At 73.6% G+C, this 15,217-nt stretch carries 15 protein-coding genes; 4 read left to right on the top strand and 11 right to left on the bottom strand.

Features of this window, described 5'->3' with window-relative positions; translation table 11 throughout:
* Window positions 1-9: 9 nt before the first annotated feature.
* From AB0K34_RS12240 to hsaA, 9 genes are all read right to left on the bottom strand, one after another.
* A complete protein-coding gene (locus AB0K34_RS12240; RefSeq protein ID WP_171068896.1) occupies window positions 10-1,551 on the bottom strand; it encodes an MFS transporter in 1,542 nt (513 codons plus the stop codon).
* The gene (locus AB0K34_RS12235) at window positions 1,548-2,099 is read right to left on the bottom strand and encodes a TetR/AcrR family transcriptional regulator (RefSeq protein ID WP_171068895.1); all 552 of its coding nucleotides are present in this window, start codon (window positions 2,097-2,099) and stop codon (window positions 1,548-1,550) included. Before AB0K34_RS12235 ends, AB0K34_RS12240 begins: the two co-directional genes overlap by 4 nt.
* Window positions 2,100-2,214: 115 nt before the next feature.
* Entirely contained in the window at window positions 2,215-2,991 is a 777-nt protein-coding gene (locus tag AB0K34_RS12230) for a glucose 1-dehydrogenase (RefSeq protein ID WP_338072536.1), read from the bottom strand.
* Window positions 2,988-3,218 (bottom strand): hypothetical protein, encoded by a 231-nt coding sequence (locus tag AB0K34_RS12225; protein ID WP_138635425.1) that lies wholly within the window; start codon window positions 3,216-3,218, stop codon window positions 2,988-2,990. Before AB0K34_RS12225 ends, AB0K34_RS12230 begins: the two co-directional genes overlap by 4 nt.
* A gap of 5 nt (window positions 3,219-3,223) precedes the next feature.
* Window positions 3,224-4,372, bottom strand: a complete 1,149-nt coding sequence (locus tag AB0K34_RS12220; protein ID WP_138635424.1) for a Rieske 2Fe-2S domain-containing protein — start codon at window positions 4,370-4,372, stop codon at window positions 3,224-3,226.
* Window positions 4,369-6,048 (bottom strand): FAD-dependent oxidoreductase, encoded by a 1,680-nt coding sequence (locus AB0K34_RS12215; RefSeq protein ID WP_138635423.1) that lies wholly within the window; start codon window positions 6,046-6,048, stop codon window positions 4,369-4,371. The genes AB0K34_RS12220 and AB0K34_RS12215 overlap by 4 nt, the downstream gene beginning before the upstream one ends.
* Window positions 6,049-6,059: 11 nt before the next feature.
* On the bottom strand, window positions 6,060-6,530 hold the full coding sequence (locus AB0K34_RS12210; RefSeq protein ID WP_240807324.1) for a flavin reductase family protein: 471 nt from the start codon (window positions 6,528-6,530) through the stop codon (window positions 6,060-6,062).
* Entirely contained in the window at window positions 6,527-7,414 is an 888-nt protein-coding gene (locus AB0K34_RS12205; RefSeq protein ID WP_138635421.1) for a VOC family protein, read from the bottom strand. Before AB0K34_RS12205 ends, AB0K34_RS12210 begins: the two co-directional genes overlap by 4 nt.
* Before the next feature lie 49 nt (window positions 7,415-7,463).
* Window positions 7,464-8,630, bottom strand: a complete 1,167-nt coding sequence (gene hsaA, locus AB0K34_RS12200; protein ID WP_138635420.1) for a 3-hydroxy-9,10-secoandrosta-1,3,5(10)-triene-9,17-dione monooxygenase oxygenase subunit — start codon at window positions 8,628-8,630, stop codon at window positions 7,464-7,466.
* A 141-nt stretch (window positions 8,631-8,771) separates the two neighbouring features.
* Here hsaA and AB0K34_RS12195 point away from each other — a divergent pair, with 141 nt between their 5' ends.
* Window positions 8,772-9,713: an IclR family transcriptional regulator gene (locus AB0K34_RS12195; RefSeq protein WP_138635419.1), complete on the top strand. Its 942-nt coding sequence runs from the start codon at window positions 8,772-8,774 to the stop codon at window positions 9,711-9,713.
* A 118-nt stretch (window positions 9,714-9,831) separates the two neighbouring features.
* A complete protein-coding gene (locus AB0K34_RS12190; protein WP_301174547.1) occupies window positions 9,832-10,824 on the top strand; it encodes a tyrosine-protein phosphatase in 993 nt (330 codons plus the stop codon).
* A 64-nt stretch (window positions 10,825-10,888) separates the two neighbouring features.
* Here AB0K34_RS12190 and AB0K34_RS12185 read toward each other — a convergent pair whose 3' ends face one another.
* Window positions 10,889-11,638 carry a glucose 1-dehydrogenase gene (locus AB0K34_RS12185; protein WP_138639851.1) on the bottom strand — a complete coding sequence of 250 codons (750 nt, stop codon included), beginning with the start codon at window positions 11,636-11,638 and terminating at the stop codon, window positions 10,889-10,891.
* A complete protein-coding gene (locus AB0K34_RS12180; RefSeq protein WP_138639850.1) occupies window positions 11,635-12,765 on the bottom strand; it encodes an LLM class flavin-dependent oxidoreductase in 1,131 nt (376 codons plus the stop codon). The genes AB0K34_RS12185 and AB0K34_RS12180 overlap by 4 nt, the downstream gene beginning before the upstream one ends.
* A 93-nt stretch (window positions 12,766-12,858) precedes the next feature.
* On the opposite strand from AB0K34_RS12180, the gene AB0K34_RS12175 reads away from it, so the two are divergent.
* The gene (locus tag AB0K34_RS12175) at window positions 12,859-13,446 is read left to right on the top strand and encodes a PadR family transcriptional regulator (RefSeq protein ID WP_138639849.1); all 588 of its coding nucleotides are present in this window, start codon (window positions 12,859-12,861) and stop codon (window positions 13,444-13,446) included.
* Between the two features lie 163 nt (window positions 13,447-13,609).
* Window positions 13,610-15,205, top strand: a complete 1,596-nt coding sequence (locus AB0K34_RS12170) for a FadD3 family acyl-CoA ligase (protein ID WP_138639848.1) — start codon at window positions 13,610-13,612, stop codon at window positions 15,203-15,205.
* Window positions 15,206-15,217: the final 12 nt, after the last annotated feature.

The following is a 15,217-nucleotide window of genomic DNA, read 5'->3' as shown; positions in this document are numbered from 1 at the left end:
GTCCGGGTCTCAGTGCTCGCCGGGCCGGCCGTCGAGTCCCTGCCCGCGCAGCAGGAACCAGGCCGCGACGGCGGCGGCCAGGAGGACGGCCGCTCCGGCGCCGGCGGCGATGGCCAGTCCGTCGACGAAGGACTGGCGGGCGGCGTCCAGGAGCTGCGAACCGGCGCCGGGCGGCATGTGCGCGGCGGCGTCGACGGCCCCGCCCAGGGACTCGCGGGCGGTGTCCGGAGTGCCGGGCGGCCCGCTGAAGCCCCGGTAGGCGCCGGTCACCACGGAGCCGAGCAGCGCGATGCCGAGGGCGGCGCCGAGTTCGTAGGCGGTCTCGGACACCGCGGAGGCGGCGCCCGCCTGCTCCTTGGGGGCGCTGGAGAGGATCACGTCGGCGGTGACGGTGAACGAGAACCCGGCACCGAGGCCGACGACCAGCAGCGCACCGCCGAGCACGGGGTAGCCGGTGGACTCGCCGATGGCGGTGAGCGCGGCGAGCGCCAGGGCGATGGCGGCCAGCCCGCCCGACACCACGGCGCGCACGGACAGGCGCCGGGCCGCGCGCCCGGCGATCAGCCCCGCCGCCACCGCGCCGGCGGCGGCGGGCAGCTCGGCCAGACCGGCCTCCAGCGGCTGCCTGCCCTGGACGAGCTGCAGGTACTGGGAGAGGAAGAAGATCAGCCCGGACAGCCCCAGGACGGTCATCAGGTCGGCCAGCACCGCGCCGCTGAAGCCGCGGCTGCGGAAGAGCCGCAGGTCCAGCAGCGGGACCGGCAGGACCCGCTGCCGGCGGACGAATCCGTACAGGGCGGCGGCGCCCACCAGGCCCGCCGCGAGCGGGCCCCATCCGAACCCGTGCGCGGCGGCCTCCTTGACCGCGTACACGGCACCGACCATGCCGACCAGCGACAGCACGACGCTGACCGGGTCCCACGGGCCGGCGTCCGGGTTGCGCGACTCGGGCAGCAGCCTGGCGCCGACCACGACCAGGACGGCCATCACCGGCAGGTTGATCAGGAACACCGAGCCCCACCAGAAGTGCTCCAGCAGCAGGCCGCCCACGATCGGGCCGACCGCCATGCCGGCGGAGGCGGCGGCGCCCCAGACGCCGATGGCGAGGCTGCGCTCGCGCGGGTCGTGGAAGAGGTTGCGGATCAGGGCGAGGGTGGCGGGCATCAGGGTGGCGCCGGCGACGCCGAGCAGCGCGCGGGCCGCGATCATCAGTTCGGGCGTGGTCGCGTAGGCGTTGAGCACCGATACCGCGCCGAAGGCCGTGGAGCCCACCAGCAGGATGCGCTTGCGGCCGATGCGGTCGCCGAGGCTGCCCATGGACACCAGCAGGCCGGCGATCACGAAGGAGTAGACGTCGCCGATCCACAGCAGCTGGGTGCCGGACGGCCGCAGGTCCTCGCTGAGGTAGGGGGTCGCCAGGCCGAGGACGGTCACGTCGACGGCCACCAGGAGCACGGCCAGGACGAGGACGGCGAGCGCCGCCCACCGGCCGGGCCGCTTCACCGCCTCGGGCGTGCCGGGCGTGCCGGGCGTGCGCAGCGTCCCGGTCACGATCCCTCCTTCCGGGCGGCGCCGCCGAGCAGCAGCTCGACGATCATGTAGGTGATGTCGTTGCGGGCCACGCGGCCCTCGCTCACCGCCCAGGCGCCGGAGGCCAGCAGGCCGTAGAGCGCCTCGGTGAGCCAGGCCGGGCTCAGGTCGAGGCGGAACTCGCCGTCCTCCTGGCCGCGGCGGAACAGCGCGGTCAGCCGGGTGTCGATGCGCTCCCAGCCCTGGTTCATCCCGTCGCCCTCGAAGAGCTGGTTCTCGGTGTAGAGGAAGGCGAGCAGGCCGGCGGACGGCTCGATCTCGCGGACCAGGCGGCGCACGGCGCCGGCCGCCGCGCCCTCGTCCAGGTGCGCCGCCGCCAGGGCGGCCTCGCACTCGGCGATGCCGAGCGCCTCCAGGGAGCGGATGAGGGCGTCCCGCCCGGGGAAGTGGCGGTTCAGCGTCGCCCGGCTGATCCCGGCGGCCCGCGCCACCTCGTCCATGGTCGCGGTGGACTTCCTGGTCAGCAGGGCCGCGGCGGCGCGCAGCACCTGGTCTCGATCGACAGCCATGAGACGATTATATGTCAAATGAGACATCAATGTCTCAAAGGACGCATCGACGGCTCATCCAGCGTCGCGCGTGATCAAGTGGGGCAGAGGCGACGGCCCCGGTGAGCGTCGCGGTTCAGTAGCCGGGGCCGCTGAGGAGGCCGCCGTCGACCAGGATCTCGGTGCCGGTGCAGTAGGCGGACTCGTCCGAGGCGAGGTACACGACGGCGCCGGCGACGTCGTCCGGCTCGCCCCAGCGGGGGATGGGCAGGGCCTTGAAGAAGGCGTCCCCGTCGATGGCCACGCCCTGCGCGACGTCCGGGTCGAGGGCGAGTTCGGTGGCGATGCCGCCGGGGTGGACGGAGTTGACGCGGATGCCGAAGGCGCCGAGTTCCTGGGCGGCGGCCTTGGTGACGCCGCGAACGCCGAACTTGCTGGCCGCGTACGCCGACAGGCCCGCGGCGGCGGCGTAGCCCTCGATGGAGGAGGTGTTGACGATCGCGCCTCCGCCCGCTGCCCTCATCGGCTCGACGACCGCCTTGACGCCCAGCCACGGGCCGACGAGGTTCACGTCGAGGACCTGGCGGAGCTCCTGCTCGGTCATGTCCGACAGCAGCCGGTACCGGAGGATCCCGGCGTTGTTGACCAGCACGTTCAGGGTGCCGAAGCGCTCGACCGCGGTGTCCACGGCGCGGGCCCAGTCCCGCTGCTTGGTGACGTCCATGTGGACGAACTCCGCGCCGGTGTCCGCGGCGAGCGCCCCCCCGCGGTCTCGCAGGAGGTCGCCGAAGACCACCTCGGCGCCTTCGGCGACGAACCGGCGCACGTGGGCCTCGCCGATGCCCCGCGCCCCGCCGGTGATGAGTGCGACCTTGCCGTCCAGCCGTCCCATGGTGCCCTCTTCTCCGCTCATTCCTCGGGTCCGATCCGTACGAGTCCTTCGGCCACGGCGTGCTCGATGGAGGACCGCAGCGCCGCGCAGTGCGGGATGCGCGCGGCGGGCTCGCCGGCCGCCACCCGCGGGGCGAACTCCCCGCAGGTGGCGCCGGCGTCGGTCGTCCACTGCACGCTGGTGTGCGGAGGGCTGTTCTTGCTGACCAGGACCCGGGTCCCGCACGCCCGGCAGTCGACCGGCTGCATGTCGGTCAGCTCCGCAGGGACTCGGGGATCATCGAGAAGGAGACCCCGTTGGCGACGTTGTCGGCGACCTCGCGCCGCCACGTCCGCACCGCGCGGGAGGTGTCGATCTCGAACTCGAACCGGTTGGTCATCTCCGGGGCGACGTCCTCGACGTCCACGTAGAACTGCTGGTACCAGCGGCGGAGCTGGTACACCGGGCCGTCCTGGTCGCACAGGAGGGGGTTGTCGATCGCGGTCTTGTTCCGCCAGATCTCCACGTCCTGCATGAAGCCCAGCCCGACGCCCTCGGCGACCTGCGCGGCCATGGTGTCGGCCTCCTGGTCGGACATACCGGGGAACTTCTTGACGATCGCGCCCCACTGCAGCATGAACGAGCTGGGGCTGATCGGGTAGTGGCAGTTGATCAGCACGGTCTCGACGGTCATCCCCTCGGCCGTGTTCCACAGGTAGTCGATCATGTAGGACGGCCCGTGGTAGGCCGCCTCGGAGCGCTGGTCGATCTTCTGCGTGGCGCCCGGGACGAGCCCGAGGTAGGCGTCGTCGCGGGAGGTGCCGTTGAAGTACTGGGTGGCGACGTGGCCCTCGAAGACGTTCTTGAAGTAGGTCGGCAGCGAGTAGTGGACGTAGAAGAAGTGCGCCATGTCCACGACGTTGTCGACGATCTCGCGGCAGTGGGAGCCGTCCACCCGCAGGGTGTTCCAGGACCAGTCGCTCCACTCGTCGCTGAACGCGCCCTCGATGCGGGGGATGGTCACCTCGGGCGGGGGCGGGTTGCCCTGCGGGTCGTTCCAGACGAAGAGCTGGCGGTTCTCCTCCAGCGTCCGCCAGGCGCGCGTGCGGGCGGCGGGCGGCACCCGCTTGGCGTAGGGGATGCCGGCGCATTTGCCGTCGCCGCCCCAGCGCCAGTCGTGGAAGGGGCAGGCGATGGCGTCCCCCTTGACGGTGCCCTGGGCCAGGTCGCCGCCCATGTGGGGGCAGTAGCCGTTGAGGACGTTCAGCGCCCCGTTCTCGCCCCGGAAGACCACGTGCTTGGTGCCGAACGCCTCGACGGCGTGGGGCTTGCCGTCCTTGAAGGAGTCGGCCGGGCCGAGGCAGTGCCAGCCTCGCGCGAACCGCTCGGGCGGCGGGGCGGCCTCGATGACGCGGTGGTTCATGCCTTGTCTCCTTGCGTGATCGCGGGTTCGGCGGTGGCGGCGATGTGGGTGGCGGCGGCGTAGCCGAAGGTCATGGCGGGTCCGATGGTGGCGCCGGGGCCGGGGTAGGTCTCGCCGGTGACGGCCGCCGAGCAGTTGCCGGTGGCGTACAGCCCTTCGATGGCGGTGCCGTCCTCGCGCAGGACGCGCGCGTCGGCGTCGGTGACGAGGCCGCCCTTGGTGCCGATGTCGCCCGGGACGACCGGCACCGCGTAGAACGGCCCCTTCTCCAGCGGGAGGAGGTTGGGGTTGGGCAGCGTCGGGTCGCCGTAGTAGTTGTCGTAGGCGCTGTCGCCTCGCCCGAAGTCGGCGTCCTTTCCGGCGCGGGCGAACTCGTTGAACCGCTCGATGGTGGCTTCCAGATCGGCGGCGGGGACGCCGATCGCCGCCGCCAGTTCGGCGGGGGTCGTGCCGGTCTTCACGGCGCCGGTCTCGCGCCACCGCTTGGGGAACTTCTGCCCGGGGAACAGGCCGACGATGATGTAGCGCGACTTGGCGCGGGAGTCGACGATCATCCAGGAGTTCATCGCGGGCGCGCCGTGCCGGTACATGCGGTCGACGAACTCGTGGTAGGGCAGCGACTCGCGCGCGTACCGCCGCCCGTCGCCGTCGACGATGACCATCCCGGGGACGGCGCGGTCGGCGACGAGGAAGAACGGCGGGCCGTCGGGGGTGGGGACGGACGGGGCGCCCCAGACCTTGTCCATCAGGTCGACGGCCGCGCCGGCCCGCAGTCCGGCCTGGAGGGCGTCGCCGGTCTGCCCCTCGGCGGCGTGCGTCCACTCGGTCTTCGTGGGCGAGGGCAGGTACTTCTCCCGCAGCGCCTGGTCGTGGGAGAACCCGCCGGCCGCCAGGACGACTCCGCGCCGCGCCCGGACGGCGACCTCGCGGCCGCCCCGGTGCAGGCGGACGCCGGTGACCCGCCCGTCCTCGATGACCAGGTCGGTGAACGGGCTGGACAGCCAGAGCTCGCCGCCCGCCTCGGCCAGCGCGAGCCGGAGCCGGGCCACCAGCGCCTCGCCGAGCGACAGCAGCCTGCGCCCGGTCAGCAGGGCGCCGGCGGCGCGGATGCCGACCCGCACGGCGGTCCGCTTGCCCTTCCAGGTGCGGGTGACCATGTTGAGCTTGCCGAAGTCGGCGGAGGTCATGGTGAGCCCGTAGGTCGGCAGGCCGGCGCGACGCAGCCTGCCGAACTCCGGGCCGAGCTTGCGGCCGTCGACGATGCACGGCTCGACGGACCGGCCCTCCGCTTCCCCGCCCGGGAGCTCCGGATAGTAGTCGGAGTAGCCCGGCGTGTAGACGAACCGGACCCAGCGGGTGTTGTCGTGCAGGAAGCGCAGCATCTCCGGGCCGCGCGCCAGGTAGGCGTCCTTGCGTTCGGCGGGCACCCGGTCTCCGACCGTCGCGTCCAGGTAGGCGCGGGCGTTCTCGGGCGTGTCACGCCGGCCGGCCTGCTCCAGGTACAGGTTGTTCGGCACCCAGATGGCGCCGCCGGACAGGCTCGTCGACCCGCCGAACCGGTCGGTCTTCTCCACGACGAGCGCGGACAGGCCGCGTGCCCGCGCCGTGACGGCCGCGGTGAGGCCGCCCGCGCCGGAACCGATCACCACGACGTCGTACTCGTGCTCCCAGTCCATGTGTCCTCCGGCTAGTGGACGGCGCCGGCGGCGTACCCGCCGCGGAAGTACAGCAGCGGCCCGTGCTCGCGCTGGGCGTGCAGTTCCCGGACGTCGCCGATCACGATGAGGTGGTCGCCGGCCTCGTGCACGTCGGCGATGGCGCAGTCGATGGTCGCGAGGGCGCCGTCCAGGTGGGCGGTGCCGTGCGGGGACCGGGTCCAGTCGACGCCGGCGAACTTGTCGCCGCCGCTCGCGGCGAACGCGCGGCAGACGTCGCGCTGGTCGGCCGCCAGGATGTTCACGGCGAACCGCCCGGTCGCCGCGATCTTCGGCCAGCTGGTGGACGTGCGGGCCACGCAGAACAGCACCAGCGGCGGGTCCAGCGACAGCGACGAGAACGACTGGCAGGCGAAGCCCGCCGGGGCGCCGTCGACGCCGACCGAGGTGATCACCGTGATGCCGGACGCGAACCGGCCGAGCGCGTCGCGGAAGGAGGTCACCCGCCCCACCGGTGCCCCCAGTACGCGTCGGCGGTGATCTCCTTGACCGACCAGGTCGCGTCGTCGACGAGGATCGCGTCGGTGCCGTACTCCACCGCGCCGGTGCCGGGGGTGGCGGCGTAGAAGGAGACCATCTTGTCGTTGGTGTGCCGGCCCAGCGTGGACTGGATCGCGATCTCCCGCTCGAGGAAGCGGTCGAGGCCGCGGCCGACGTCGTCGAGGGTCTCCAGCTCCAGCATGAAGTGGACGATGCCGCCGGGCACCTCGCCGGGGAACAGGCCGAGGCTGTGGTGGCGCGGGTTGCAGCCGAGGAACCGCATCCAGACCAGGCCGTCCTCGGGCCGCCCGCCGGCGAGGGCGGCGGGCAGCCGCATCGAGTCGCGGTGCCGGAAGCCCAGCAGCGCGGTGTAGAAGTCGAAGGACGCCTCCATGTCGGGCGCGGGCAGCACGACATGGCCGAGGCCGAGGTCGCCGGCCACGAACCGGTCGCCGAACGGGGTGACCAGCGGGGTGTGGTCCAGCGCGGGCCCGTGGTACAGCTCCAGGTGGTTGCCGTTCGGGTCGTCCACGTGGAACAGCTCCTCCACGCGCCGGTCGGCGGCCTCCTCCGCGGTGCCCGCCTTGACGGGGTGCCCGGCCGCCTCCAGCCGCCGGACGGTCTCCTGGAGCGCGCGGCCGCTCGGCAGCTCCCAGCCCACCGCGAGCAGCCGCTCGGTGTCGCCGGGCAGGAACACGAGCCGGGCGGCGTGCTCGTCCATCCGCAGGTAGACGGCGTCGGAGCGCGGCCCGTCGGCGGTGGCCAGGCCGAGCACGCCGGTGCCGAAGTCGCGCCAGGCGCCGGCCTCGGGCGTCTCGAAGCGCAGGTAGCCGAGTGAATGGATCACGGGATGTCCTCCAAGGGTGGCGGTGTGTCGATCGGGGGCGCGGCGGGCGTCACATCATCACGTCGGTGACCTCGAGGCCGAGCGCTCCCTGGCCGTACAGGGTCAGGGCCCGCTCCGGGTCGTTGACGGCGTGCACCCGGCCGGCGTGGGCGTCCCGCCAGCGGCGCTGGACCTGGTCGCCCTCGGCGAGGGCGCGGCCCCCGGCGTTCTCGAACAGCAGGTCGACCGCCCGGATCGCGCGGCCGGTGGCGAGGACCTGGTCGCGCCGGGTCCGCAGCCGCAGCTTGAGCGGGAACTCGCGGCCGGCCTCGGCGGCCCGGACGAGGTCCCGAATGTTGCGCTCCATCAGCACCCAGGCCGCGTCGATCTCCCCGGCCGCGGTGGCGATGCGGACCTGCGCGTGCGGGTCCTCGGCCACCTTCTGCCCGCCGTAGGAGACGCGGACGCGGTTCCGGGTGGCCGTCAGGTAGGCGTCCAGGGCGCCCTGGGCGATGCCCACGATCGGCATGCTGATCGTGGTGCTGAACACGGCCGCGAACGGCAGCCGGTACAGCGGCGCCTGGTTCACCTCCTGGCCGGGGCAGCGGCACGCCGAGGTGTCGGCGAAGCTCAGCGTGCGGTGCTCGGGGACGAAGGCGTCCTCGACGACGATGTCGTTGCTGCCGGTGCCGCGGAGCCCGACCGTCCGCCACACGTCGTCGATGCGGTAGTCGGCCCGCGGCAGCAGGAACGTGCGCATGTCCACCGGGTTGCCGTCCGCGCCGCGGACCAGCCCGCCGAGGAAGACCCAGTCGGCGTGGTCGCAGCCGGAGGAGAAGCTCCACCGGCCGCTGACCCGGAAACCGCCCTCGACCGGGGTCACCTCGCCGGTCGGCGCGTACGACGAGCTGATCCGGGTGTTCTGGTCGGCGCCCCAGACCTCCTCCTGCGCCGCGACCGGGAACAGCCCGAGCTGCCAGGGGTGCACGCCGACGACGGAGGCGACCCAGCCGGTCGAGCCGCAGGCCGCGGCGATCTCCCGGACGGCCGCGTAGAACGTCGCGGGGTCGGCCTCGTACCCGCCGAACGCCTTCGGCTGCAGCAGCCGGAAGAACCCCGTCCCGGCCAGTTCCTTGATCGTGGCCTCGGGGACGCGGCGCGCCTCCTCGGCCTCCGCCGCGCGCTCGGCGATCGCGGGCGCGAGGTCGCGCACCGCGTCCAGAACCTGGTCACTCATACTCGCTCCTTGCTGTGATCCCGTGTGAGGCGGCTCACGGGCGGGCTTGCGAGCACGGTAGGCGAGGTGTTCCAATTAGAAATAAGCCTCTTCCCGTTGAGCGGGAAGATCATCTGGCCCGGGGGAGGGGGAGCTCACCTGATGGCGGCACCGGCCGCGGCGTCCGAGCCGCACCTGGAGGCGTCGATGCTGGCCCGCGCGGCCCGCATCCTGTACTCCTTCACCAGCACCACGCCGGAGCAGTCGATGAGCGACGTCGTCCGTCGCACGGGGCTGCCCCGGTCCTCGGTGCACCGCATCCTGGACCAGCTCGTCCAGCTCCGCGCCCTGGAGCGCACGGGGCCGCGCTACCGGCTCGGCCTCGGCCTGCTGGAGCTCGGCGCGCAGGCCGCGCACCAGAACCGGCTGCGCGAGGCGGCGCTGCCGCACCTGCGCTCGCTGCACGAGAGCACCGGCACGGCGGTGCACCTGGCCATCCTGGACGGCCACGAGATCGTCTACCTGGAGAAGATCGGCGGGCGCCGCGGCGGCAGGGTCCCCTCCCGGCTCGGCGACCGGCAGCCCGCGTACTGCACGGGCGCGGGCAAGGCGATCCTCGCGTTCACCGGCGCGGACATCCCGGCCGAGGTGCTGGACGCGGGGCTGCTCCCGCGCACCCCGTACACGATCACCAGCGCCCACCGGCTGCGGCGCGAACTGGCGCGGATCCGCGAGCACGGCGTCGCCTTCGACCGTGAGGAGAGCCACCGGGGCATCGTGTGCATCGCCGCGCCGGTGCGCGACGGGGCCGGGCGGCCGGTCGCGGCCGTCTCGGTCTCCGGCCCGACGGAGCAGATGACGTCGCGGCTCGTGCCGCCGCTGCTGACGGCGGTGCGCGGCCTCTGGCGGACGCTGTTCGTCGCTCCGGCGCGCCCCCGGCCCGAGCCCGCCGCGCCGCCGGCCGCCCCCGCGTCCGGTGCGGCGTCCAGGGCGGCGGCCAGTGCTGCGACAGGGGCGGCGCCCGCCGGATCCGCTCCGGCCGACTGGCCGGACGGGACGCTCGACACCATGGTGGCCTGGCCCAAGTTCACCGAGTGGATCTGAGCGAGACCGGAACCGGCCGGGGCCGACGCGGTCTCCCGCTCATCGGGAAGGTCCCGGGGCGGGGCCGGGGGCGCCTCCTTACGTTGTGGGCCCCTGTCCGGCTCTTCCTGGAGACGCCATGCGTTCCCACCCCCTGGTCGGCGCCGCCGTGCTCGTCACGGCCGGCGCCCTGTTCATCGCGCCGGAGGCGCACGCCGTACCGTCCGCGCCCGCCCCGCCGTCCGTGCCCGCCCCGCCGTCCGTGCCCGCCCCGCCGTCCGTGCCCGCCCCGCCGTCCGTGCCCGCCCCGCCGTCCGCGCACGGCCTACCGGACCGCCCGGTCGGCCGCATCGATGTCGAGGGCACGGTCAACTTCCGCGACCTCGGCGGCTACCGGACGTTCTCCGGCGCCCGCGTCGCGGCCGGTCTGGTGTACCGGGCCGAGGCGCTCAACCACCTCACCGACGCCGGCCTCGCGACGTTCGCGGGCTTGGGCGTCCAGCGGGTCGTCGATCTCCGCACCCCCCTGGAGGTCGCGCAGGACGGCCCGGACCGGCTGCCCGCCGACCTCGCCGTCACCCGCCGCCCGATCGGCGACACCGGGATGTACGCGGCCGTGACCGCGGCCATCGGCTCCAAGGACCCGGCCAGGCAGCAGGCCGTCCTCGGCGCGGGGCGCGGTGAGGAGATCATGCGGACGCTCTACCGCAGCTTCGTCACCGACCCGGAGTCCCGGGCGGCGTTCGGCGGGACGCTGCGCGAGCTGGCCGACGCGCCGTCCAGGCCCATGGTCTTCCACTGCACGAGCGGCAAGGACCGGACCGGATGGCTCGGCTACTTGCTGCTGCGCTCGCTGGGCGTCCCCGAGGCCACGGCCCGGCGGGACTTCCTGCTGTCGAACCAGTACCGGGCCGCCGCCGACGCCAGGACGAGAGAGGGGCTGAAGGCCGGCGGATACATGCGGGATCCCGATCTGCTGATCCCCGTCCATGAGGTCCGTCCCGCTTACCTCGACGCCGCGCTCGACCAGGTGCGGCGCTCCTACGGGTCGGTCGACCGCTACCTGCGGGTCGGGCTCGGCCTGGACGGTGGGACCCGCGCGCGGCTGTGGCGCGGGCTGCTCACCCGCTGACCTGGTCTGGCCTGGTCTGACGGGGCCGGGGTCGGGGCCGCCGGGGTCTTTCGCCCGGCGGCCCTCACCGCGTGGTGAGCCCGCCGTCGACGGCCAGTTCGGTGCCGGTGATGTAGGCCGCGGCGTCCGAGGCGAGGAAGAGCACCAGGCTCGCGACGTCCTCGGGGACGCCGGTGCGGCCGAGCGGGACGCGCGGCGCTCCGCCCGGTCCCCGCGCGACGCCCATCTCGGCGATCATGGGCGTGTCCACCATGCCGGGGTGGACCGAGTTGACCCGGATGCCGTCGGCCGCCAGGTCGAGCGCCGCCGACCGGGTCAGCCCGCGGAGCCCGAACTTGCTCGCGCCGTAGGCGGAGTGCCCGGGAAGGCCGCGCAGCCCGGCGGTGGAGGAGACGTTGACGATCGAGCCGCCCCCGCGGGCGCGCATGGCGGGCGCGACGGCCCGCACGCCCAGGAACGGCCCCACCAGGTTGACCTGGAGCATCTTCTCGAACCGGGCGCGCGTCTCCTCCTCCACGGGCGCGGTGCTCCAGATCCCGGCATTGTTGACCAGCACGTCCACGCCGCCGAACGCCTCGTGCGCGGTGCGGACCGCCCGGTCCCAGTCCTCCTGCGACGTCACGCCGTGCCGGACGAACACGGCCGCGCGGCCGATCGCCGCCGCGACCGCCCGCCCCTCCTCCTCCAGCACGTCGGCGACGACCACGCGGGCTCCGGCCGCGGCGAACATCCGCGCCTCGGCCGCGCCCTGCCCGCGCGCTGCCCCCGTGATGATCGCCGTCTTGCCGTCGAGCCGGACCGGACCGCCGCTCACGCCCGCCCGCCCTCCGCGCGGAAGTGCGGGATCACCTTCTCGCCCCACTGCCGGATCGTCTCCAGGCAGGCCTCCTGCGGCACGGTGCCCATCTGGATCAGGCACATGATCTCGTCGACGCCGATGTCGGCGAGCCGCTGCACGTACTCGATGGCGTAGTCGGCGGTGCCGTAGGCGTGCTCGGCGTTGAAGGCGCCGGTGTCCTGCGGCCGGGCCGGGATGTTCGCCTCGCTGAGCTTGGCGACCAGCGCCTCCTTGTCGCGGGCGAGCGCGGCGATGTTGTCGTCGTCCTCGGTGTCCTCGCTCGGCGCGGGGCCGTTGCCGTACCAGTGCGCGATGGCCTCGGCGAAGAAGCGCTGGCCGCGCGCGCCGATCCGGAGCGCCCGGTCCCCGTCGTCCAGCACGATGGTGGGGCACAGCGCCACGAACCGGTCGTTGGTCTCGGTGGAGACGAGCCGGTCGCCGCCGCGGGTCTCGATCGTCCGCTGGTAGAGGTCGTACATCGTCTTGACCTCCTCGGGCCCGGCGAAGCCCATGACCAGCGCGCCGACGCCGAGTTCCGCGGCGAGCTCGACGGTGTCGCGCTTGCTGCACGCCATGTACAGCGGCGGGTGCGGTGTCTGGACCGGACGCGGGAGGATCTTGGCGGGCCCGACGTCCAGCAGATCGGTGTGCCAGTCCACCTGGTCGGCGCGCCAGGCGCCGGCCAGGAAGCGCAGGGACTCCTCCAGCTGCGGATAGGTGTCGGACGGGTCGACCCCGTACATGCCCATCTCCATGCGGGTGGAGCCGCGTCCGCCGCCGAGGTCCAGGCGGCCGCCCGACAGCGTGTCCAGCATGCCGGCGCGCTCGGCGACCCGGACGGGGTGGTTGTACTTGAACGGCATGCAGACCACGCCGTGCCCGATCCGGATCCGGGACGTCCGCGCGGCGACCCAGGTCAGGAAGATCTCCGAGGCCGTCATGTGGGCGTAGCGCTCCAGCCCGTGGTGCTCGACGGCCCAGACGCGGTCGAAGCCCATCTCCTCGCCGTAGACGGCCTGCTCGACGCTGTCCAGCAGGAGCCGCCGCTCGCGCTCGGGGGTGGGGTCGGTGAGCTGGGCCTCGAAGATCATCGAGAAGTCCATCGGTCCTCCTGTATTCCGAATAGGAATATTTCTAACAGACATATTGGCGTCGCGCCACATGCCGGTCCGGCAGTGCGGCGGTAGGCTGGCCGGGTGAGCGACGAGCCCCCGAAACTTCCCCCGACGAGCTGGGCCGTGCTCGGCCTGCTGTCGTTCGGGGAGGAGCTGTCGGGCTACGACCTGAAGAAATGGGCCGACTGGAGCCTGAAGTTCTTCTACTGGAGCCCGTCGTTCAGCCAGATCTACGGCGAGCTGAAGCGGCTGGAGAAGGTCGGCTACGCCACGTCCCGGGTCGAGCTGACCGAGAGCACGCGCGGCAAGCGCGTCTACGCGATCACCGAGGACGGGATGGCCGCGGTCGCCCGCTGGGCGCGGGAGTCGCCGGTCGAGCCGCCCGTCCTCAAGCACGGCGTGATGCTGCGGGTCTGGCTCGGCCACGTGATGGAGCCCGACCGCCTTCGCGAGGTGCTGGAGCAGCACCGCGACTACGCCGACAAGATGAGCCGCCATGCCGAGGCGGACGCCGCGGGCGCCGCGACGGTGGCCGAGTGGGCCTACCCCGAGCTGGTCCTGCGGTGGTCGGCGCGCTACTACGCGGCCGAGCGCGACCTCGTCGACCAGATGCTCGCCGACCTCGACGAACTCGCCGACCGGCGGGGCGACGCGCCCGCCGCGCGCTGACCGCGCCACCGGGCCCCCGCGTCCGACCCCGCCTCCCTCGCGTGCCTTGCCCTGGCTGAGCGCTGCGCTCCTAAATACTTCGGTTAGGAATATTCCTATTAGGAGCATGGTGTGGTTCCATGTCAGGGCGCCGCCCCCGCGGCACGGCCCGAAGGAGCAGCCGATGCAGGCAGACGCGCCCGACCCCGTCCCCGACACCGTCCCCGCACTCGTCCGGCACGCCGCGCGCGTCCACGGCGACCGGGAGGCGGTGGTGGCCGAGACGGAGCGGGGCACGGTCCGCTGGACGTTCCGCCGCCTGCACGCCGAGATCGAGGCGGTGACCCGGGCCGCCATCGCCGGCGGGATCGAGCCGGGCGACCGGGCGGCGATCTGGGCGCCCAACGGCCTCGAATGGATCGCCGGCGCGCTCGGCCTGGTCGGCGCGGGCGCCGTCCTCGTCCCGCTCAACACCCGGTACCGGGGGCCCGAGGCCGCCGACATCCTGCGCCGCAGCCGCGCGAGCACCCTGTTCACCGTGCGCGGCTTCCTCGGCAACGACTACCCCGCGATGCTCGCCGCGTCCGGCGCCGACCTCCCCGACCTCCGGCGCGTCGTGCTGCTGTCGGGGACGCCCGGCGCCCCCTCGGCGGGCCCGCCCCAGTCCGACTGGGCCGGCTTCCTCGCCGGCGGCGCGGCGGTGAGCGCGGAGACCGCCCGGGACAGGGCCGCCGCCGTCCGCGCCGACGACGTCTGCGACATCGTCTTCACCTCCGGCACGACGGGGCGGCCGAAGGGCGCCATGGCGACCCACGGGCAGACGCTCCGGGTCTTCGCCGCCTGGAGCGGAGTGGCCACCCTGCGGCCCGGTGACCGCTACCTGCTGGTCAACCCGTTCTTCCACACCTTCGGATACAAGGCCGGCGTGCTCGCGTGCCTGCTCAACGGCACCACGATGCTGCCTGAGCCGGTCTTCGACGCGCGGCGGGCGGCCGAACGCCTCGCCGCCGAACGCGTCACCGTGCTGATGGGCCCCCCGACGCTCTTCACCTCGCTGCTGGAACTGCCCGGCCGGCCGCCGCACCGGGTGCGCCTGGCGGGCACCGGCGCGGCCGACATCCCCGTCGACCTGATCCGCCGCATCCGCCGCGACCTCGGCATCCCCGACGTGTTCACCGCCTACGGGCTGAGCGAGTCGTGCGGCGTCGTCTCCGTCTGCCCGGTGCACGCCGACGCCGAGACGGTCGCGCGCACCACCGGCCCCGCCCTGCCCGGCACGCGGATCCGGATCGTGGACCCGTCCGGACGGGAGCAGCCCCCCGGCGCGGCGGGCGAGATCTGCGTGCGCGGCTACAACGTGATGCGCGGATACCTCGACGACCCGGAGGCCACCGCCCGGGCCATCGACGCCGACGGGTGGCTGCACACCGGCGACGTCGGGTCACTCGACGAACGCGGCTACCTCACCGTCACCGGCCGCATCAAGGACATGTTCGTGGTGGGCGGCTTCAACGCCTACCCCGCCGAGATCGAGAACGTCCTGGTGAAGCACCCCGCGGTGGTGGACGCCGCCGTGGTCGGGGTTCCCGACGCCCGGCTGGGCGAGGTCGGCGCGGCCTTCCTGGTCACCCGGGCCGAGATCGACGCCGACCGGCTGAGCGATTGGCTCCGCGGACGGCTCGCCAACTTCAAGGTGCCACGCCACTTCCGCGTCCTGAGCACCCTGCCCCGCAACGCCGGCGGCAAGGTCGCCAAGCACGAGCTCCGGAAGCTGCTGTGAGGCCGGGTGCGC

The organism is Actinomadura sp. NPDC049382 (genome assembly GCF_040677125.1).
GTDB classification, from domain to species: domain Bacteria; phylum Actinomycetota; class Actinomycetes; order Streptosporangiales; family Streptosporangiaceae; genus Spirillospora; species Spirillospora geliboluensis.
The sequence above is the reverse complement of the archived record's forward strand: the minus strand, read 5'-3'. Positions and strand labels throughout refer to the sequence as shown.

Excerpts from the sequence above, each read along its gene's own strand:
- AB0K34_RS12230 (WP_338072536.1), bottom strand. The coding sequence starts at position 2,991 with ATGAGCGGAGAAGAGGGCACCATGGGACGGCTGGACGGCAAGGTCGCA.
- AB0K34_RS12195 (WP_138635419.1), top strand. The coding sequence starts at position 8,772 with ATGGCGGCACCGGCCGCGGCGTCCGAGCCGCACCTGGAGGCGTCGATG.
- AB0K34_RS12220 (WP_138635424.1), bottom strand. The coding sequence starts at position 4,372 with ATGAACCACCGCGTCATCGAGGCCGCCCCGCCGCCCGAGCGGTTCGCG.
- AB0K34_RS12180 (WP_138639850.1), bottom strand. The coding sequence starts at position 12,765 with ATGGACTTCTCGATGATCTTCGAGGCCCAGCTCACCGACCCCACCCCC.
- hsaA (WP_138635420.1), bottom strand. The coding sequence starts at position 8,630 with ATGAGTGACCAGGTTCTGGACGCGGTGCGCGACCTCGCGCCCGCGATC.
- AB0K34_RS12170 (WP_138639848.1), top strand. The coding sequence starts at position 13,610 with ATGCAGGCAGACGCGCCCGACCCCGTCCCCGACACCGTCCCCGCACTC.
- AB0K34_RS12225 (WP_138635425.1), bottom strand. The coding sequence starts at position 3,218 with ATGCAGCCGGTCGACTGCCGGGCGTGCGGGACCCGGGTCCTGGTCAGC.
- AB0K34_RS12235 (WP_171068895.1), bottom strand. The coding sequence starts at position 2,099 with ATGGCTGTCGATCGAGACCAGGTGCTGCGCGCCGCCGCGGCCCTGCTG.
- AB0K34_RS12190 (WP_301174547.1), top strand. The coding sequence starts at position 9,832 with ATGCGTTCCCACCCCCTGGTCGGCGCCGCCGTGCTCGTCACGGCCGGC.
- AB0K34_RS12215 (WP_138635423.1), bottom strand. The coding sequence starts at position 6,048 with ATGGACTGGGAGCACGAGTACGACGTCGTGGTGATCGGTTCCGGCGCG.